This is a genomic window from Pontibacter toksunensis, assembly GCF_042686245.1.
Classification (GTDB): domain Bacteria; phylum Bacteroidota; class Bacteroidia; order Cytophagales; family Hymenobacteraceae; genus Pontibacter; species Pontibacter toksunensis.
In genome coordinates, this window is the sequence record NZ_JBHUOX010000008.1 from 100,209 (window position 1) to 119,567 (window position 19,359).

The following is a 19,359-nucleotide window of genomic DNA, read 5'->3' on the forward strand; positions in this document are numbered from 1 at the left end:
CAGCGCTGTTAGTAAACTAGAAAACTGGGCCTGATTATATATTGACTGTATTCAGATGAAAAACTATTTGCGTCTGTTCCTATGTAAGCTTAAAATGAAAGTTAATGGCGGACGGCCTCTCCTGTTCCATATAAACAGCTTGTATTATCAGTATTTGAGCACTTAAGAAGTGATAAAAACGCTTTGTATTTTTCTTCCTGAAGTTTCCTTATTACTGTTCGAAAAAAAACAAAAAGTCAAAACTGTTGTTAATAAACAGTCAATACTGTTTCCCACTTGTTTTTGAATAAAGACAGGAGAGTCTATTATTGTTCTACGACTTATAATTGATTTATATGATATAATCTAGTTTAGATCTCAAGTATAAGGAAAGGAAGAAGATTACAGATACAGGCATATACTCCTTCATGATAAAAATAATACGATTTTGTGGTTTATTTATAAAAATTGTGGAAAATAAATAATTTTTTTCCTCTTATCTATGTTGGAGCTATCTTGTAATATACAAACAATACTCAAAATTTTTTTATCTCACCTTAAAACCTAAGTATGAAAAGAGTACTACTTTTAAGTTTTGCTTTGGTGTTTGCCCTGCTGCAGCAGGTGTATGCACAAAGCACGACTGTGTCGGGAAGAGTCACCGACCAAGCTACCGGAGCAGGATTGCCCGGAGTTTCTGTTGTTGTTAAAGGCACCACAGTGGGTGCTACTACCGGTGCTGACGGAGCTTATACAGTAAGTGTTCCGGCTGGATCAAACACCTTGGTTTTCCGATACATTGGTTATGCCAATGTTGAACGTGCCATAGGAAACGCAAGCACAATCAATGTGGGCCTTTCAGTAGATGACAAGCAGCTAAGCGAATTGGTGGTTGTGGGTTATGGTGTTACAACTGAAAAGTTGAGTACGCAGTCTATTGCTACAGTTGATGCGGAATCTTTTAGAAACACGCCATTAACTAGCCCGCAGCAGTTGCTGCAGGGGCAGGCTGCCGGTGTTCAGATGACAAACTCATCTGGCGTACTGGGTGCTGCTTCGTCTGTGCGTATTAGAGGTGCGGCCTCCATAACAGCTGGTGGCGACCCTTTGTATGTTATAGATGGTGTCCCTCTTAACAATAGTGATAGCTATTCCCAACTACAAGGTGGATCTGCACGTCTGAACCCCTTGCTCAACATCAACCCGAATGATATTGAGTCAATGAGTGTATTGAAGGACGCTGCAGCCGTAGCTATTTATGGTTCCAGAGGTGCCAATGGTGTGGTGCTTATTAATACCAAATCAGGATCTAAGAACCAGAAAACGGTTGTTAGTTTTGATTATTTCACAGGTATTTCACAGCCAACGAAGTTGCTGAAGTACATGAGTGCGGAAGAATATGCTACTTTCAGAAACACGTATGGTGCAGCACAAAGTGCAACTTTCAAGCCTGCTACCTACGACTTAACCAACACCTATGATTGGGTAGAGGGTGTAGTTCAGACAGGCAAAGTAAGTTCCTACAACGTTTCGGCCAGAGGCGGTAACGAAAAGACCACCTTTTATATCGGCGGTACTTATTCTGATGAGTCTGGCTTTACTATTGGTAATGAATTAGAGAAACTATCCGGAAGACTAAACCTGAAGCACGATGTAACTGAGAATATAGAGGTAGGTGTTAACTACAGCCTCTCAAACTCTGACATGAGACGTGTTGGTCTGGAGAACAGCACTGCAGCGCCTCTGACTGGAGCTTATCTACAAAGCCCATTTGTAACACCTTATGGCGCAGATGGCCAGTTCCAGAACACAGGCTTTATTGTTAACTCTATTGCACAGGACGCACTTACAAAGAACGACTTTAACCTGATGAGGAGCACTGGTAATGCTTATGCGCAGGTTACTTTCCTCAAGGATTTTAAGTTTAAAACGGATTGGGGTATAGACTTACTTGAAACAGATTCAAAGTACCGCAATCCGGATCTGCTGTCACCAGGAGGTTATGGTTATCGCTCTAATGTTTCAGATAACAAATGGTTGGTAACTAATACGCTACACTACAATAAGTTTCTTGCTGAAAGTGGACATACATTTGGTGTCCTGTTAGGGCACAGCTATGAGACATCCCGGTTTGATGATATTTTTGTTGAAGGCTCTGGTTTTGCCAGTGATGATCTTCCAAACGTTGCATCAGCGAGTACGCCAATCTCTACATCTGCTTCAGGTTCAGCGTGGGCTTTGGAGTCTTATTTCGGGCGTGTTAACTACGATTATAACAGCAAGTATTTGTTTGAGGCAACACTTCGTAGAGACGGTTCCTCCAGGTTTGGTGCAGACTATAAATACGGTACCTTCTATGCCGCGTCCGTAGGATGGGTGCTGACAGAAGAGAACTTTCTGCAAAACGCAAACTTCCTGAACTTCCTGAAACTGACATCAAGTTACGGAACCGCTGGTAACGACCAGATTGGTAATTTCGCATACCTCGGGTTATTCTCTGGCGGTGGCGGTGCAGACTATAACGGACAGGCAGGCTTGATTCCGACTACAGTGGCTAACTCTGACTTACGTTGGGAGGAAACAGCACAGTTTGATGTGACTTTGAATGCTACCGTGTTCGAGCGCCTTGACCTGGAAGTGAGCTATTATAACAAGGAGACAGTGAGTTTGCTGGCAAATCAGCCATACCCATATACAACAGGTTTTGCCAGCGCTACAAGAAACATAGGTGAAATGAGAAATCGTGGCGTTGACCTGATGATTACCAGCAGAAACATCGCTACAGATGATTTTCAGTGGACAACTACATTAAACATGGGCTTCCTGGACAATGAGATACTTTCTTTGCCTGCCAACAAAGATGCTGAAGGCAGAGACTTTCTGGCCGGAAGTACAGCACAACGAGCTATTGTTGGTGAAGACCTGAACACGTTTTACCTGGTAAGATATGCTGGCATAAACCCTGAGACGGGAGATGCACAGTGGCTTACAAAAGACGGTGAAATAACTACAACGTATGCTTCTTCTAACGCTGTGATTGTAGGAAGTGCCATTCCGGATTATACAGGAGGCTTCACAAATACTTTCCGTTATAAAGCGTTTGACCTGAATGCGTTCTTTAACTTCTCTTATGGTAACAAAGTGCTTATTGATGGCTTGCGCTTTACTGAAAACCCAGGTGGTGCCTTCAACAAGAGCACAGACCTGTTAGATTACTGGACTCCTGAGAACAAGGATGCCTTCTTCCCGGCCCTCTCTAGCCCTACTGCGCCTTTCTTCAACAGGCTTTCTACATCCCAGTTACAGGACGGTTCTTACCTAAGATTGAAGACATTCTCCGTAGGATACAATGTTCCAACTGAATTGCTAAGCAAAACAAGGGTCTTCTCAACTGCACGTGTTTACCTTTTAGGTCAGAACTTGTGGACGTTAACGGCTGACAACTTCAGAGGTCCGGACCCGGAAGTATCTGCGAGTGGTGGAAATAACCAAATTGCAGGGGAGTCTTTCTTTGCCCTGCCGCAGCCAAGAACAATAACTGCTGGTGTTAATCTTACTTTCTAACAAGCGTTTAAATTTACTAAAATGAATAAAAAACATATATTAAGCGTTTTAGGACTTTCCTTAGCGCTGGGAACTTTTTCCTGTGAGGATAAACTGAATGAGCTAAGGCCAGAGCAGGAGGTACAAGCAGGAGATGTCTACGCTTCAGAGGCTAACGTGTATGCTGTGCTTAATGGCGTGTACAGCACTATGCAGAACTTCGAAGTTTTTGGAGGCTTATCTCAGGTAATTGGAGATTTCCAGGCGGATAATGTAAACTTTGTGGGCTCTTTCCCTACCCTACAGGAAATCAAAAGTTTTTCTACAGTAGGTACTAATGCTACAGTGAGGGATTTATGGCAGGTGCATTATAGGGCAATTACAAGGGCCAATAGCTTGATTGCAAATACCCCTACCGTTGAAGATCCTTCTTTTACCGAAGAAGAGAGAGCACAGGTTATAGCAGAGGCAAAGTTTATAAGAGCGCTGTTGTACTTCCAATTATCCAACTTCTTTTCTCAGCCCTGGCAGGTAGAACAGGGAACCAACCTTTCTGTGCCTTTGGTGCTAGAGCCATTTGTTGAAGAAGTTACGTTTCCAGAAAGAGCTACTCTGAATGAAGTTCATGCTCAGATCGAAGAGGATTTAAAGGAAGCAATTCCTAACCTCAACACTTTTGCAGAGTTTGGTGAGGACAGAGAGGGCCGCGGCAGGGCTACCGTTGCAGCCGCACAGGCATTGCTGTCAAGACTGTACCTGTACAGGGAGAACTGGGCACAGGCAGAAGAGTATGCCAGGTTAGTATTAGATGGACCTGCATATGATTTGGCTACTGATTATAGCTTCTACACTTCAGGAATCACAGAGGAGAATATCTTCTCTATTTTGAACTCAGCGATAGATAACGGGCGTACCGGTAGTGGTGGTCTGGCATCTTATTATAGCCCTGCAGCACAAGGAGGAAGAGGGGATGCACCTTATTCAGAAGATCTTATAACAGCTTTTGAAAGAACGGCTGTAGACGGCGCTATTGTAGACAAACGATACACTGCCTTAACAGAGACAGGTGTAGCTGCTGATGATGTTACTTATCCTTTTACAAATAAGTACCCTGATGCAGTGAACAACTCAGATAATGCGCCTGTTATTCGTGTAACAGAGGTAGTGCTGACTTTGGCAGAAGCAATAGCGCGTCAGGCTACTTCAGTAGCTGAAGCGCAGGAAGCAATTGACTTGATAAATGAGCTGCGCACCCGTGCAGGTCTGCCACTTTATACAGTGGCTTCTTTCTCATCTGTTGAAGAACTGATAGCGGCCATACTGTACGAGAGAAGGCTAGAACTGGCATTTGAAGGCTTCCGCAGAATGGACTTGCTACGAAACAGGATGCCGTTGATTACAACTGGCCAAGGAGCTGCCAGAGCAGTATTTGGTGGAGACTATACCATTCTTCCAATCCCGCAGCGAGAACTGGATATAAATCCATCTCTTGTGCCAAATCCTGGATACTAATACAGGTTAATGGAATTAAATAACTAAAGGGGTGGGCATTTATGTCTACCCCTTTATCTTTGTACCTCAGTAATAAAAATCAACAATGAAGAAGAACGCAATTGCTTTGTTAGGTGCCGCCTGTTTTATTTCGGGAGCGTTCGTAACCAAGCTGGCAGATGATAAGATTACAGTAGATGTGCTGCATGATGCACAGAAGCTGATAGGGCTCCACTTCACAAATGCCCAACTCGACTCCACCCTGTCGGAGATGGAAGAGTTTAAGGAGAGTTATGAGGCGATCCGGAAGGTGCCGCTAACCAACGATGTGGCCCCGGCGCTGGTGTTCAACCCAATACCGGTAGGGTATACTTTCGAGAAACAGAAGGTAGCGTTTGATGTGACGCGTCCTGCCAACGTAAAGCTGCCAAAAAAACGGGAGGAGCTGGCGTTCTACTCTATTCCACAGCTGGCAGAGCTGGTGCGTACACAGCAAATAACTTCTGAGGAACTGACAAAGTTTTATATCGCGCGGCTGAAGAAGTATGGCCCAACGCTGGAGTGCGTGACAACGCTCACAGAAGAACTGGCCCTGCAACAGGCACTGAAGGCAGACAAGGAGATAAAAGCTGGCCAATACAAAGGCCTGCTGCACGGCATTCCGTTTGGGGTGAAAGACCTGCTGTCGACGAAGAAGTATAAAACGACCTGGGGTGCCACACCCTACAAAGACCAGGTAATAGATGAGGATGCTACTGTGGTGCAGCGCCTACAGGATGCTGGTGGCGTGTTGGTAGCGAAAACAACCTTAGGCGCGCTGGCAATGGGTGACGTGTGGTACGGCGGTAAAACGCGCTCTCCCTGGGACATTACGAAAGGATCCAGCGGCTCGTCTGCCGGTTCAGCTGCAGCTGTGGCCGGTGGCTTACTGCCCTACGCAATTGGCACTGAAACTTTGGGTTCCATCGTTTCACCGTCTACTGCATGCGGTACCACAGGCTTACGTCCTACCTTCGGCCGCGTGAGCCGCAACGGGGCAATGGCATTAAGCTGGTCGATGGATAAGATAGGCCCTATTACAAGGTCTGCAGAAGATGCCGCCATTGTATTTAACGCTATATACGGGCCGGATGGGAAAGACTTATCTGTGTATGATGCGCCTTTCAACTACAGCTCAAAAATAGATGCAAAGAAGCTGCGCGTGGGGTACCTGAAGAAAGACTTTGAGCGCAACTACGGCTTCAAAGAAAATGACGAGGCAACACTAGCAGTGCTTCGGGAGGCAGGAATAGAACTGGTGCCAATAGAACTGCCAGACTTGCCGGCACGGGAGCTGACCCTGACTATTTCGGTGGAAGGGGCGGCTGCTTTTGACGAACTTACCCGCAGTGGCCGTGACAGCCTGTTGGTGGCCCAGCATAAAAATGCCTGGCCAAACATATTCAGGGCAGGTAGGTTTGTGCCGGCTGTCGAGTATCTGCAGGCACAGCGTGTGCGAACGTTGCTGGTGCAGCAGATGCAGAAGAAACTGAAGGACGTAGACGTGTACCTGAGCCCTTCCTTTGCCAGCAGTAACCTGGTGGTGACGAACCTGACAGGGCATCCGTGTGTGGTGGTGCCTAACGGCTTCCAGAAAAATGGTATGCCCACCACCATCACGTTTATGGGTAAGCTCTTTGGCGAAGCGGATATGCTCGCCCTGGCAAACTTATACCAGGGCTTAACGAACTATGAGGAAAAGCATCCGGACATGAACTTCGGAAAGAAAAAGAAATCAAAAGCATAGCCAGAACCGCCACCTGAACCTAAAGCATCAGGTGGCGGTTTTGCATAAAGGCTATAAAGCGCTTAAATTTAATTCCACAAAAAACTAACCAACAAATCGACATATTCATGTTATTCAGAAAACAAGCCGTAGCCCTGATGACCTGCCTGATGCTATATGGCAGTGCCTTACAGGCGCAGGACGGGAAGATGGAGCTCAGCGTGGAGAAAATTATGCGCGACCCGAAATGGATGGGAACATCTCCGAGCAACATCTTCTGGTCAGAAGACGGTAAAAAAGTCTACTTCAGCTGGAATCCGGACGGGAATAAATCAGATTCATTGTACAGTGTGTCTGCTGATGGAAAGAACATCCGAAAGGTAAGCCCGCAGGAGCGCCGCAATTTACCTTCTCCTTATGGCGAGTATAACCGCGCTGAAACAAAGAAAGTGTATGAGAAGAACGGCGATATTTTTTTATACAATATAAAATCCGGTAAGCCGCAGCAGATAACAAATACCGTGGAGCGGGAGAGTAGCCCCTCGTTCAGCCACAACGAGCAAAAGGTGGTTTACATAAAAGACAATAACCTTTTTGCCTGGCATGCGGCCAACGGACAAACCGTGCAGCTAACCGATTTCAGAAAGGGACGAAAGGCAGCAGGAGAGGGGAAAGATGCCCAACGGGATTGGCTGAAAGAACAACAGCTGTCGCTGCTGCAGATTGTACGGGAACGCGAGGAGGAAAAGGAGGCACAGCAGAAGAAACAGAAACGCGATGCTCCAAACCGCCCGAAAGAGATCTACATAGACGATAAGGCTGTCAATAGCATCAACCTGAGCCCGGACGAACGCTTTATCACGTATCAGCTGGTAAACCGGCCGAAGAACGCGAAGACAGCCATCGTTCCGAATTACGTTACCTCCTCCGGCTATACGGAAGATATTAACACCCGCACGAAAGTAGGCGATGCGCAGGCAACTTATGAGTTCTTTGTGTACGACACACAGCGCGATACTGCTTTTGCAGTTTCAATGAAAGATGTGGCAGGGATTGCGGAGCAGCCCGCATATTTGCTGGAGAAAGAAACAAATACCAGCGCAGCAAAGGACACAACTGACACGAAAGCTAAAAAAACAGAGGTACGCCCAACAGTTATCTACGGTCCTTATTGGTCTGATAATGGAAAACAGGCAGTGGTGGTGGCCCGTTCGCAGGACAACAAAGACCGTTGGATTCTGAAGTTAGACCCTGCCACAGGTAAGCTAACAGTGCTGGACCGCCAGCGCGATGAGGCCTGGATCAACGGACCCGGCATCGGCTACGGCCCCGGCGAAATTGGCTGGATGCCAGACAACGAGCGGGTTTGGTTCCAGTCGGAGGAAAGCGGCTACTCGCACCTATATACTGTTGACGTAAGCAGCGGCAAGAAAAAAGAACTTACAAGCGGAAAGTTTGAAGTGTCGGACCTGCGGATATCAGATGATAAGAAGAACTGGTACTTCACAGCGAATAAAGCACACCCGGGCGAGAAGCATTTTTACCGCATGCCGTTGCAGGGGGGAGAGATGGTGCAGCTGATTTCAATGCCCGGAGCCCAGGAAGTAACGCTGTCGCCGGATGAAAAGAACCTGGCTATACGCTCCTCTACCAGCAACAGGCCCTGGGAGTTGTATGTGATGGAAAATAAAAAAAGCGCGAAGCCAAAGCAGGTGACGGAGTCGCTGACAGAAGAATTCAAATCATACGATTGGCGTGAGCCGGAGGTAATCACGTTTAAAGCAGAGGATGGAGCCGATGTGTATGCCCGCCTGTACCGCCCGGAAAACCCTGAGAAGAACGGACCTGCTGTGGTATTTGTGCATGGTGCCGGCTACCTGCAGAACGCCCATAAATGGTGGAGCAGCTACTTCCGGGAGTATATGTTCCATAACTTCCTGGCTGACCAGGGCTATACTGTGCTGGACATCGACTACCGGGGCAGCGCTGGCTATGGCCGAGATGTACGCACAGGCATCTACCGCTTTATGGGTGGTAAAGACCTGAGTGACCATATAGATGGAGCGAAACACCTGGTGGAGAAGTACAATGTGGACCCAAACCGTATCGGAATCTATGGCGGCTCCTACGGTGGCTTCATCACGCTGATGGCTATGTTCACCGAACCTGATGTATTTGCTGCCGGTGCCGCCCTGCGCTCTGTAACAGACTGGGCCCACTACAACCACGGCTATACCTCCAATATTCTGAACACCCCTTACACCGATAGCACCGCTTATGCCAAGAGCTCACCCATCTACTATGCCGAAGGCCTGAAAGGGGCGTTGTTGATTTGCCACGGTATGGTAGACACCAATGTGCATTTTCAGGATGTGGTGCGCCTGACACAGCGCCTGATTGAGTTGGGTAAGGACAACTGGGAGCTTGCAGTATACCCGGTAGAGGACCATGGCTTCGTGGAGCCCTCCAGCTGGACAGACGAGTATAAGCGAATCTACAAACTCTTTGAGGAGAACCTGAAGAAGGAAGAGGGGGATAAGATTTAGAAGAACATTTATCATAAAAGAAGGGGGAGGCTGCAAACAGCTTCCCCTTCTTCGCTAAAGTACTTTTACTCAAGGTAACTGCTCACACCATTCCACTGATGACACTTCATGTCTGCAGTTCCGCTGTTGTTGGTGTTTTCCACCAACAACAAAGCGCTCTGGCTATAGAACAAATGAAAAGATGAGCACACAAAGCCTCTTCAGCTGTCATACAGATTATGAAATCCGAATAAGCGGAATGGCAGGAATAAAAAGGCTGACTCCCCTTAGTAGGTATAAGTCAGAGTGGCTTCTTAGAAAGTGTACACTAAAGCTACACCATCCTGATCCGCAGAACTTACCGGCAACAGGGACACCTTAGAGCCTCGCTTGTGCAGTTCGGGTACCAAAATGCCGACGCTGGCCCCAATGGCATACCCCAGAATGTTATCGCTCAGGAAATGTTTTCCCGCCCTTAGCCTCAAGTAACCTACTGTGGCTGGTACGGCTGCAGCGGCAGCCCAGATATAAGGGCGGGCCGGGGAGCCTGGGTTAAGGTCATGGAATACCTTCGCTACAAAGAAAGTAGCAGCAGCAGTGGCGGAGGTATGTCCGGCATAAAAAGAATTCTCCCCATACTTATGTAGCCGCGCATCCAGCGGCGCATCGGAGGCATATACACTTGGCCGCTTCCGGTCTATCAGGCCTGCTGTAAGGCTGTACATGCCGCCTGCTATAGACATAGCCTGCCCATAGAGCATGAACACCTGTGGCGCATCCTGCCGCACATTATCATTCAGTAGCAGGAGGAACGGCGTAGCAAATGAGCCATAGAAGAAGTAGTCGCTAGTATGTTCAGCATTGGCGCTGTAATTGCCGGCTGCAAAGCGGTCAAATCCGTTTACATCCTCGTTGCTTAGACCTGCCAGATCTGCTTCAGTAAGCTTTTCTTTGTTTGTTATGAGCAAGCTGCCTATCACTGATGCACCAACGGCACCTGCTGTTATGGCTCCATCGCGGAGCCAGTTGACGTGGTACGGAGAGTTGCCGGTTTGGCTCCACGCAAGTTGCCCCCCGAGGCTGTACAAAACCAGCCACAACAGCAAGAGTCTCTTCATTTCAAGTGCTTAGAAAGTATACGTCAAGAGCGCTCCGCTGTACTCGCGGCCGGTTACCGGGATAAGGCTTATGTCTCTTTTGTTTGATTTTTTGTGAAGCTGTGGCACCAGAATACCCGCTGCAGCCCCAAGAGTGTAACCCAGGATGTTGTCGCTCAGAAAGTGCTTACCTGCCCTTAGCCTCAGGTAGCCCACAGTGGCCGGTACGGCAGCAGCGGCAGCCCATACATATGGCCTGGCCGGAGAATCAGGGTTGAAATCATGAAATATCTTTGCTGCGAAGAAAGCCGCACTGGCAGAGGCAGCTGTGTGGCCGGCATAAAAAGCATTCTGAGAATTGGCTCTCATTTTCTCAGAGTCCGATACATCAGGGCTGTACGTAAGCGGGCGGTTGCGGGGAAGGTTTCCATTCGTCATGGTAAAAAGTGCCCCCGTTATTGCCATCGTCTCCACATACAGCACGAATACCTGTCCGGCGTTGCTCTTTACGTCCTCATTCAGCAATAGTGCCAGTGGCGCTACAAACGACGCGTAAAAAGGATAATCGCTATGCGTGTTTGCCGTTTCTGAGTCCCAGCCAGCGGAGAAGCGGTCAAACCTGTTGACATCCTCTTTGGTCTGCGTGTTTATTTCTTCCTGCGTGAGTCCCTCTTTATCCTGCATCAGGGTAAGGCCATAGTAACTGAGCCCCATACCCGCCGCAATAATGGGAGCATCAACTTTCAGGCTAGTTTTGTAGGGTGAGTTGTCCTGGCAAAAGGCCTCTCCTGTCAGGAAGGTGAATAATGTTAGAATAATGAATACAGGTTTCATATAGTGATATGTTTATGCTCTTCAAACGGGGCATATTTGATAAAGTTATGGCCTCAGGAGGCAGGTGTGGCTACTTTTAGGGGCAGGGTAGGTATAATTTGATGGAGTATAGGATTTTCTAAAGTAAAAGTTTAACAGCTATTATTATACCTTATCCCGTTCTTCTCTTTTACCTATATATTTTAACTGTTGCAGAATTGTTTTAGCTTTGTAGCCGCTGCCGGAAAAGGCAGCTGGTTTATACTTTGTACCTAAACCCATATAAAATGCCTTATTTATTTACTTCTGAATCCGTGTCAGAAGGCCACCCGGACAAAGTGGCGGATCAGATTTCAGATGCGTTATTAGATGAATTCCTGAAGCAGGACCCACAGTCTAAAGTGGCCTGCGAAACATTGGTAACCACTGGCCTGGTTGTGCTAAGCGGTGAGGTGAAAACAGAAGCCTATGTAGATGTGCAGAAGGTGGCCCGCGAGGTGATCAAACGCATTGGTTACACCAAGTCTGAGTATAAATTTGATTCTGAAGCCTGCGGTGTGATTTCAGCGATTCATGAGCAGTCAGCCGACATCAACCAGGGCGTGGAGCGTTCGAACCCGGAAGATCAGGGGGCAGGTGACCAGGGAATGATGTTTGGCTATGCCACGAACGAGACAGATAACTATATGCCCCTGGCGCTGAGCGTTTCGCACCTGTTGCTTCAGGAGCTTGCTGCTATACGCAAAGAAGGTAGTGAAATGACGTACCTGCGCCCGGATGCCAAATCGCAAGTTACAATTCGCTACAGCGACAACCACGTGCCGGAGAAAATTGATACCATCGTTATCTCTACACAGCACGATGAGTTCGTGGAAGCTGCAGGTGAGAGCAACGATGCGAAGAACGAGGCAGAGGTGCAGATGGTGCAGCGAATTAAAGAGGATGTAGAGAATATCCTGATGCCACGCGTGCTGAAGCAGTTGCCGGAGCGTATTCAGGAGTTGTTCAACAGCAACATCACCTACCACATTAACCCAACAGGGAAGTTCGTGATCGGTGGCCCGCACGGCGACACTGGTCTAACAGGCCGTAAAATCATTGTGGATACTTATGGCGGCAAGGGCGCACACGGTGGTGGAGCTTTCTCAGGCAAAGACTCATCTAAAGTAGACCGTTCTGCGGCGTATGCAGCACGCCATATCGCGAAGAACCTGGTAGCGGCCGGTGTGGCCGATCAGGCGCTGGTGCAGGTAGCTTATGCTATTGGTGTGGCAAAGCCGGTTGGCTTATACGTAACCACCTATGGCTCTACCAATGTAAAAGACGCGAGTGGCAACACGATGAGCGACGGCGAAATTGCGGAGAAAGTGAACAGACTGTTCGACATGCGTCCTTATGCCATTGTGCAGCGCTTTGGACTGCAGAACCCTATTTTCTCGGAAACTGCGGCATACGGCCACATGGGCAGAACGCCATCTATAAAGCAGGTGGAAGTAGGCAGGAACGGGCATAAGGAAACAAGAGAGTTCGAAACCTTTACATGGGAGAAACTGGACCACGTAGATAAAATCAAAACTGAATTCGGTCTATAAATCTGTAGAGAACAGATAGAAACTCATAAAACCAGAACGGCCTGCTAAGTATAGCAGGCCGTTCTGGTTTTATGTTATTTCCTAATCCGGAATTAATAATTCGTCATTCGGAAGTAAAGCTTTCGTTAGTGTGTCGCTTGCTTCTCTTTATGCCTCTTCAGTTGGCGGCGCATCGCATCAACGGCGGCATCAGCGGCGGCCTCAAACGATGCCGCATTTTCCTGTGAGAAGAGCGTGCTTCCCGGCACAAATAGTCTGATTTCCACCTCTTTGTTATTTGTGCCCCCCTGGCTGCCATTGTCCTTCATAAACACCTCTCCGTCTATTATTCTGTCGTAGAATGTTTCCAGTTTGTTCACCCTCTGCTGAATAAAAGAATTCAGCTGCTCACTAGCATCGAAGTTGATGGAATGCATTTGTAGCTTCATAGTCATTTTAATTAATAGTTAAACTTACGCTTTTGGATGGGCTTTCTCGAAGACCGATTTTAGCTTCTCAATTGAGTTATGGGTATAAACCTGCGTTGCCGCAAGGCTGGCATGCCCCAGTAGATCTTTTATAGCATTGAGGTCTGCTCCTTTGTTCAGCAGGTGCGTCGCAAAAGAGTGGCGCAACACGTGCGGGCTGTTATGTTCGGAGGTGGTAATCAAGCTGATGTATTTTTTAACAACGCGATAAACGAATTTGGGATAAAGGGGACGAGCTTTATTAGTAACGAGCAATTTTACGGAATTGTTATCAGCAAAATACCGCTTCTTCTGCGTTTCATAAGCAGCAATGCTGTTCAGAAGAGAATCGTTGAGGGGTACTATACGTTCTTTGTTGCCCTTCCCCAGCACACGCACCACTTTGCTACGGTGGTCTATATCAGCGTGCTCCACGCCAAGAAGCTCTGCCAGCCGTATGCCGGTGCCATACAGGAACTCCAGAATCAAACGCTCGCGCTGGCCTTCGAAATTATCTTCAAAAGTAAAGGAGTCGAGCAGGGTGTTAAAAGGCTCTTCGAGTACAAAAGCAGGGAGTTTTTTAGATGCCTTGGGTGCTTTTATGCGCAGCATCGGGTTAATAGCTATGCGCTGTTGAGCGAGCAGAAACCGGAAATAAGAACGCAGGCAGGCAATTTTCCGGTTAATGGAGCGTGGCTTTATGTTGTTCTGTACCAGCGTCAGTATCCAGGACCGGATGATGGTATGGTCAGCCTCGGCAGCATCTGCTATATCGTACACCTGCCGGAGGTACTGTGCGAACTGACCTAAATCGGTGTGGTAGGAGGTAAGGGTATGCGAGCTGTACCTCTTCTCGTACTGGAGGTACTTGAAAAATAAATCCATACATTAGTATATCTGATGTTGTGAATCAGATATACTAATGTATGGAAAAATAATGTATCTTGGTAGAAAGACTAGTAGTTATCGTTGGCGAAAAGCTGCTGCTTGTATACCGCTCTTTCTTTCTGCTTTCTTCTGGCTACTGATGGCTTCTCGAAATAAGCTCTTGATCTTAGTTCTTTCAAAACACCAGTTCTTTCGAATTTCTTCTTAAACCTCTTTAATGCGCGGTCTACAGACTCGTTATCTTTTACGTTGATAATAATCATATTTCTTTCTTTTCTCTTTAAATTAGGGTTGCAAATTTAACTAAGCTTGTACCTAAAAATCAACAGATTGGCTAAATATATTTCACTTCAGCCTGTATTTTTATTTTAAATACCCAAAAAAGGCCGGATAAATGCCTTTACCGCTGTTATTTAAGTACCGCTCTGGATATAACAAGCTTTTGTATCTCACTTGTTCCCTCACCTATGGTGCAAAGTTTCGCATCCCGGTAATACTTCTCGGCAGGATAGTCCTTTGTGAAGCCATATCCGCCAAAAATCTGAACGGCTTCGTTTGCCACCCGCACCGAAACCTCCGAGGCAAACAGCTTGGCCATGGCAGATTCCTTGTTCACGTTCAGGCCACGGTTTTTCATATCTGCCGCCTGGTACGTCAGCAGAGAGGCGGCCTCGATCTCAGTGGCCATATCAGCCAGTTTAAAAGCAATGCCCTGGAAGCTGGAAATCGGCTTGTTGAACTGGTTGCGCTCCTGCGAATATGCCAGTGCCGCATCAAAGGCACCCTGTGCTATTCCCAGGGAGAGAGCGGCAATAGAGATTCGGCCGCCGTCCAACACTTTCATGGCCTGTATAAAGCCTTCGCCTATAGTGCCCAGTATCTGGTCTTTGTGCACACGGCAATCCTGGAAAATAAGCTCTGTTGTTTCTGAGGCACGCATGCCAAGCTTATCTTCTTTGCGGCCGGCGCTAAAGCCAGGTGTTCCTTTTTCTATCACAAATGCTGTCATGCCACGAGAGTCGCCAACTTCTCCTGTACGTACAATCACCACCGCCACATTGCCTGACTTGCCGTGGGTAATAAAGTTTTTGGCCCCGTTTATCACCCAATAATCCCCGTCCTGTACAGCTACAGTGCGCATATTGCCTGCGTCAGAGCCAGTGTTTGGCTCCGTTAAGCCCCAGGCACCAATCCACTCAGCTGAAGCAAGCTTCGGGAGGTACTTTCTCTTCTGTTCCTCGTTTCCGAACTGTAAGATATGGCCGGTGCACAGGGAGTTATGCGCTGCCATCGAAAGGCCGATAGAGCCATCAATCCTGGACAGCTCTGCAATGGCTGTTACATATTCGGTATAGCCGAATCCCGACCCGCCATACTCTGTAGGCACTAACACGCCCATCAAGCCTAGTTCACCAAGCTTTTTGAAAACCTCCACCGGGAACTCCTGGCTTTCGTCCCATTCCCGCATCTTGGGTTTTATATGCTTCGCACCAAAATCACGAACCATGTCCGCAATCATGCGCTGATTTTCAGTTGTCTTTAATTCCATTTATCTTCTAGAGTTGCAGGTATATCAGTAGCCGTATAACGGGGATCCTATAGCCCTTGTTTACAAAGCAATATAAAGGTAAGAGTATTTGGGTTTATTTTTTCCGTTTTCGCAAAATGAATTTGCAATGTACCTGTCATGTTTAGGGATCTTTAATGACAGGGCTATTAATTTATAAGATTGGCAATAATAGTCGCTTTAGAGTCACCTTAACAGGACGGACACTGGCAGCTGCTGATGTTTACAATTATTTGCCTCCACACAGTGCTTGGTAAGTAAATTGCTGGTTGCCCCATATAGATTAGTGCTCTTGCTGCGTGCAGGAGAGGGCGTTCTGTTGTTTATTTTGACAGCGCTCTTTATTTCTGTTATTTTGAAGTATATTATACGGGAGCCCACAGCTGAAAGAGCCAGTAGGGTTAGGAAAAGGAGATGATACAGTTTTTAAAGAAAATTTTTGGGGACAGTGCTCCAGCCGAAGAGTCTTTCAGCGCCTTAGGCGTTGACATGCACTCTCACATCCTGCCTGGCATAGACGACGGTTCAGAGAACATGGAGCGCTCGCTGGAGTTGGTGCAGGTGATGCATTCGCTTGGGTACCGCAAGCTGATTATGACGCCCCACATCATGAGCGACTTCTATAAGAACACTCCGGAGATTATTCGTGAGAAGCTGCATTTGCTGAGACAAGCCGTAGCCGGGGCAGGTATTGAAGTGGAGCTGGACTGCGCCGCAGAATACTACCTGGATGAGGGCTTGCTGTACAAACTGGAGAACGGGGAGGAATTGCTGACATTCGGCGACAAGTACCTGCTGTTCGAAACCTCTTTCCTGAACGAACCGCTGAACCTGCGGGAGGCTATATTTAAGATGCGCTCCAAAGGATACAAACCGGTGCTGGCCCATCCGGAGCGATATACCTACTTTTACGGTAAGTTCGATGCGCTGGCAGCTTTACGCGAGAATGGAGTGCTGTTTCAGCCTAACCTTAACTCCCTCACAGGCTATTACTCGCCAGGTGCAAAGGAGTATGCTGAGCGTTTGATTGAGAACGGCCTGGTAGATTTCTTGGGGTCTGATGCACACGGCTTAAAGCATACGAACAGTCTGCAGAAGGTGCTGAACAGCAAATACCTGAGCAAAGCGCTGGCGCTCCCGATTCGTAACAGCCAATTATAATAAGCCTCCTTCTCTAAATTTCCTAATAACATGATATTCGTAACTGGCGGCAGTGGCCTGATCGGCAATTTCTTGATTCCGGCGCTTTTAGAGCAGGGGCATAAGGTAAAAGCGCTTTACAGGGAGCAGGTGCCTGCTATACCTGGCTCTGAGCAGGTGCAGTGGCTGGAAGGCGATGTGCTGGACCCCTTGTTTCTGCGGAAGGCGCTGCAGGACGTCACGCACGTGTTCCATTGCGCAGGTGTGGTGTCCTATGCTCCACAGGATGAGGAATTGCTGAAACAGGTGAACATAGAAGGCACAGCCAACATAGTGGATGTATGCCTGGAGCACCCGGGCATCAGGCTGTGCCACGTTAGCTCTATAGCGGCGGTGGGCCGGCCAAAAGGCGCAACCTTACTCACCGAGAACAGCAAATGGGACCTGGCAGAAGAGCATTCTGCTTATGCCAGGTCCAAGTACTGGGGAGAGTTGGAGGTGTGGCGCGGCATTGCCGAAGGGCTGAGTGCCGTTATCGTGAACCCTTCTGTTATACTTGGCCCTGCAGACTGGAACCGCAGCAGCACACAGCTCTTTAAGTACATATACCGCGAGCGGCCTTTCTATACGGGTGGCAGTGCAAACTTTGTGGATGTGCGGGATGTGGTAGCGGCGATGTTGCAGCTGGCCTTCTCGGATATCTCGGGAGAAAGATATATATTGAATGCAGGGCTTATGAGCTACAAGGAGTTTTTTGAACAGGCAGCACACTGCTTCCGTAAAAAAGCTCCTTCCACTAAAGTGCCGCCGGCATTGGCGGAGGTGGTGTGGCGCTTTGAGCACGTACGCGCGTGGCTTACCGGTGGCCGACCGCTTATTACGAAGGATACGGCTCGGGTTGCGGCAAAGAGCCATGTGTTCAGCAATGAGAAAATTTGCAGGGAAATTAACCTTACATTCAGACCGCTTTCAGAGTCAATAGTTTGGGTATGCGAACAGCTTCAGCTGTCCTCTTCAGAAGTGGTTGGCAGCCCCGGTAAATAAACTATTTGCACCATTAAAATGTAGTATGACAGAGGCTGAATTTAGCAGCTTGTTGGATATTGGAGATGAAAGAAAACTTTGAAGAACATAACGAAGAACTGGAATTAATACAGCGCTTCGAGCGGATGCTCGGGAGCAACGAAACTGTGTTTTTCGACCTGACTGATTTTGAATATATAATAGATCATTATACAGCTAATTTTGAATATAAAAAGGCCCTGGCGGCCTGTGATTCTGCCATTGCGCAGTACCCCTTTTCTACTGAGCTGCAGATAGACAAAGCCCAGTTACTTGCCATGGCAGGATCCTTTGAGGACGCCCTGGTGCTGATAAACCAGGTAGCGGAGGTAGATCCGGAGAACGCGGATGTGCAGCTGACACGGGGAATCATTTTTACGCAGCGGGGGGAGTTCCGGGAAGCGATCGATTACTTTAAGAAAGCGCTGGCCTATGCCTCCGACGACAGGGATGACATCTACTTTAACATTGGATTGGCCTATCAGACCTGGGGCAAGTTCAGCTCTGCAGTGAAGTACTATAAGAAGTGCATTGAGCTGAACCAGGAGAACGAGGCGGCGATGCAGGAAATCCTGTACTGCCTGGAGGTAACAAATACCATCAGCGAGAATGTGCCCTTCTTCCAGCAGTTTGTCGACAATGAGCCATACTCATCTGTGGCTTGGTTTAACCTGGGGAACGTGTATAACAAAATGGGTGCGTATGAAAAGGCCATTGCCGCCTACGATTACGCCACCATCATCACCCCGGACTTTATCACGGCCTACAACAATATGGCTAATGCGCTGGTGTTTATGGGAGACTTCCCAAAGGCCATAGAAGCATTCAGTGCCATGATAGAGCATGGAACACCCACCGCAGAGGCATACTGTAACATTGGCGAGTGCTACGAAAAACTGCAGCAGTGGGACCTGTCACGCCGGTACTACCAGAAGTCTGTGGATTTGGATCCGGAGATGGATGAGGCCTGGTTTGGAATCGGGATGATACTGGACGCGCAGGGTAAGTGGTACGAGGCGGTGCACTTCTTTAAGAAGGCGGTGGAGATGTACGACGACAGTGCTGACTACTGGGTGGCGCTTGCTGCCGCCGAGTATCATGTGGGGCATGTGGTGTCGGCTCTGGAGAGCTATGAGCGTGCCGCCGAAATCAGGCCGGACGACAAGGACATCTACCTGAACTGGTCTATTATCCTTTACGAGCAGGGCAACTTCGAGGAAGCCACGGACATCATTTTAAATGCGATAGAAATACAGCCCAAAGAGGCTGAACTGTATTATCGGGCCTGTGCCTATATGCTTTCTGCAGGAAAATACCGCGAAGCTTATAATTATCTGGAAAATGCGTTAATTTTGGACTTCGATAAGCATAAACTGCTCTTCGAGTTCTTTCCTGAACTGGAGTCGCAGCGCGCATTATCCCGCTTAATTGATCAGTATCGCAAATAAAAG

The 19,359-nt window shown here is 47.9% G+C and carries 14 protein-coding genes; 8 read left to right on the top strand and 6 right to left on the bottom strand.

Annotated features, from left to right (window positions below):
- Positions 1-549 precede the first annotated feature (549 nt).
- The 4 genes from ACFS7Z_RS12355 (at position 550) to ACFS7Z_RS12370 (ending at position 9,324) form a co-directional block, all read left to right on the top strand.
- On the top strand, positions 550-3,543 hold the full coding sequence (locus ACFS7Z_RS12355; protein WP_377484934.1) for a SusC/RagA family TonB-linked outer membrane protein: 2,994 nt from the start codon (positions 550-552) through the stop codon (positions 3,541-3,543).
- A 21-nt stretch (positions 3,544-3,564) separates the two neighbouring features.
- The gene (locus tag ACFS7Z_RS12360) at positions 3,565-5,034 is read left to right on the top strand and encodes a RagB/SusD family nutrient uptake outer membrane protein (RefSeq protein ID WP_377484936.1); all 1,470 of its coding nucleotides are present in this window, start codon (positions 3,565-3,567) and stop codon (positions 5,032-5,034) included.
- An 85-nt stretch (positions 5,035-5,119) separates the two neighbouring features.
- Entirely contained in the window at positions 5,120-6,799 is a 1,680-nt protein-coding gene (locus tag ACFS7Z_RS12365) for an amidase (protein ID WP_377484938.1), read from the top strand.
- Positions 6,800-6,906: 107 nt separating this feature from the next.
- Positions 6,907-9,324 (top strand): prolyl oligopeptidase family serine peptidase, encoded by a 2,418-nt coding sequence (locus ACFS7Z_RS12370; RefSeq protein ID WP_377484940.1) that lies wholly within the window; start codon positions 6,907-6,909, stop codon positions 9,322-9,324.
- Between the two features lie 293 nt (positions 9,325-9,617).
- Here the strand turns inward: ACFS7Z_RS12370 and ACFS7Z_RS12375 are convergent, their stop codons facing one another.
- Together ACFS7Z_RS12375 and ACFS7Z_RS12380 are read right to left on the bottom strand one after the other, a co-directional pair.
- Positions 9,618-10,421: a phosphatase PAP2 family protein gene (locus ACFS7Z_RS12375; protein WP_377484942.1), complete on the bottom strand. Its 804-nt coding sequence runs from the start codon at positions 10,419-10,421 to the stop codon at positions 9,618-9,620.
- A gap of 9 nt (positions 10,422-10,430) precedes the next feature.
- On the bottom strand, positions 10,431-11,234 hold the full coding sequence (locus ACFS7Z_RS12380) for a phosphatase PAP2 family protein (protein ID WP_377484944.1): 804 nt from the start codon (positions 11,232-11,234) through the stop codon (positions 10,431-10,433).
- 266 nt (positions 11,235-11,500) lie between these two features.
- Between ACFS7Z_RS12380 and metK the strand changes: the two genes are divergently transcribed.
- Positions 11,501-12,805, top strand: a complete 1,305-nt coding sequence (gene metK / locus ACFS7Z_RS12385; protein ID WP_377484946.1) for a methionine adenosyltransferase — start codon at positions 11,501-11,503, stop codon at positions 12,803-12,805.
- A 125-nt stretch (positions 12,806-12,930) separates the two neighbouring features.
- Here the strand turns inward: metK and hpf are convergent, their stop codons facing one another.
- The 4 genes from hpf to ACFS7Z_RS12405 form a co-directional block, all read right to left on the bottom strand.
- Positions 12,931-13,233 (bottom strand): ribosome hibernation-promoting factor, HPF/YfiA family, encoded by a 303-nt coding sequence (gene hpf, locus ACFS7Z_RS12390; protein WP_377484948.1) that lies wholly within the window; start codon positions 13,231-13,233, stop codon positions 12,931-12,933.
- Positions 13,234-13,257: 24 nt separating this feature from the next.
- The gene (locus tag ACFS7Z_RS12395; protein ID WP_377484950.1) at positions 13,258-14,136 is read right to left on the bottom strand and encodes a tyrosine-type recombinase/integrase; all 879 of its coding nucleotides are present in this window, start codon (positions 14,134-14,136) and stop codon (positions 13,258-13,260) included.
- 71 nt (positions 14,137-14,207) lie between these two features.
- Positions 14,208-14,402: a 30S ribosomal protein S21 gene (gene rpsU, locus ACFS7Z_RS12400; protein ID WP_115565249.1), complete on the bottom strand. Its 195-nt coding sequence runs from the start codon at positions 14,400-14,402 to the stop codon at positions 14,208-14,210.
- 146 nt (positions 14,403-14,548) lie between these two features.
- A complete protein-coding gene (locus ACFS7Z_RS12405; RefSeq protein WP_377484952.1) occupies positions 14,549-15,688 on the bottom strand; it encodes an acyl-CoA dehydrogenase in 1,140 nt (379 codons plus the stop codon).
- 432 nt (positions 15,689-16,120) lie between these two features.
- Between ACFS7Z_RS12405 and ACFS7Z_RS12410 the strand changes: the two genes are divergently transcribed.
- From ACFS7Z_RS12410 to ACFS7Z_RS12420, 3 genes are all read left to right on the top strand, one after another.
- Positions 16,121-16,867: a tyrosine-protein phosphatase gene (locus ACFS7Z_RS12410; protein WP_377484954.1), complete on the top strand. Its 747-nt coding sequence runs from the start codon at positions 16,121-16,123 to the stop codon at positions 16,865-16,867.
- A gap of 30 nt (positions 16,868-16,897) precedes the next feature.
- On the top strand, positions 16,898-17,890 hold the full coding sequence (locus ACFS7Z_RS12415) for an NAD-dependent epimerase/dehydratase family protein (RefSeq protein ID WP_377484956.1): 993 nt from the start codon (positions 16,898-16,900) through the stop codon (positions 17,888-17,890).
- 65 nt (positions 17,891-17,955) lie between these two features.
- Positions 17,956-19,356, top strand: a complete 1,401-nt coding sequence (locus ACFS7Z_RS12420; protein WP_377484958.1) for a tetratricopeptide repeat protein — start codon at positions 17,956-17,958, stop codon at positions 19,354-19,356.
- The last annotated feature ends 3 nt before the right edge of the window (positions 19,357-19,359 follow it).

Excerpts from the sequence above, each read along its gene's own strand:
- hpf (WP_377484948.1), bottom strand. The coding sequence starts at position 13,233 with ATGAAGCTACAAATGCATTCCATCAACTTCGATGCTAGTGAGCAGCTG.
- ACFS7Z_RS12395 (WP_377484950.1), bottom strand. The coding sequence starts at position 14,136 with ATGGATTTATTTTTCAAGTACCTCCAGTACGAGAAGAGGTACAGCTCG.
- ACFS7Z_RS12370 (WP_377484940.1), top strand. The coding sequence starts at position 6,907 with ATGTTATTCAGAAAACAAGCCGTAGCCCTGATGACCTGCCTGATGCTA.
- ACFS7Z_RS12375 (WP_377484942.1), bottom strand. The coding sequence starts at position 10,421 with ATGAAGAGACTCTTGCTGTTGTGGCTGGTTTTGTACAGCCTCGGGGGG.
- ACFS7Z_RS12420 (WP_377484958.1), top strand. The coding sequence starts at position 17,956 with ATGAAAGAAAACTTTGAAGAACATAACGAAGAACTGGAATTAATACAG.
- metK (WP_377484946.1), top strand. The coding sequence starts at position 11,501 with ATGCCTTATTTATTTACTTCTGAATCCGTGTCAGAAGGCCACCCGGAC.
- ACFS7Z_RS12355 (WP_377484934.1), top strand. The coding sequence starts at position 550 with ATGAAAAGAGTACTACTTTTAAGTTTTGCTTTGGTGTTTGCCCTGCTG.
- ACFS7Z_RS12380 (WP_377484944.1), bottom strand. The coding sequence starts at position 11,234 with ATGAAACCTGTATTCATTATTCTAACATTATTCACCTTCCTGACAGGA.
- ACFS7Z_RS12415 (WP_377484956.1), top strand. The coding sequence starts at position 16,898 with ATGATATTCGTAACTGGCGGCAGTGGCCTGATCGGCAATTTCTTGATT.
- ACFS7Z_RS12410 (WP_377484954.1), top strand. The coding sequence starts at position 16,121 with ATGATACAGTTTTTAAAGAAAATTTTTGGGGACAGTGCTCCAGCCGAA.
- ACFS7Z_RS12360 (WP_377484936.1), top strand. The coding sequence starts at position 3,565 with ATGAATAAAAAACATATATTAAGCGTTTTAGGACTTTCCTTAGCGCTG.
- ACFS7Z_RS12405 (WP_377484952.1), bottom strand. The coding sequence starts at position 15,688 with ATGGAATTAAAGACAACTGAAAATCAGCGCATGATTGCGGACATGGTT.
- ACFS7Z_RS12365 (WP_377484938.1), top strand. The coding sequence starts at position 5,120 with ATGAAGAAGAACGCAATTGCTTTGTTAGGTGCCGCCTGTTTTATTTCG.
- rpsU (WP_115565249.1), bottom strand. The coding sequence starts at position 14,402 with ATGATTATTATCAACGTAAAAGATAACGAGTCTGTAGACCGCGCATTA.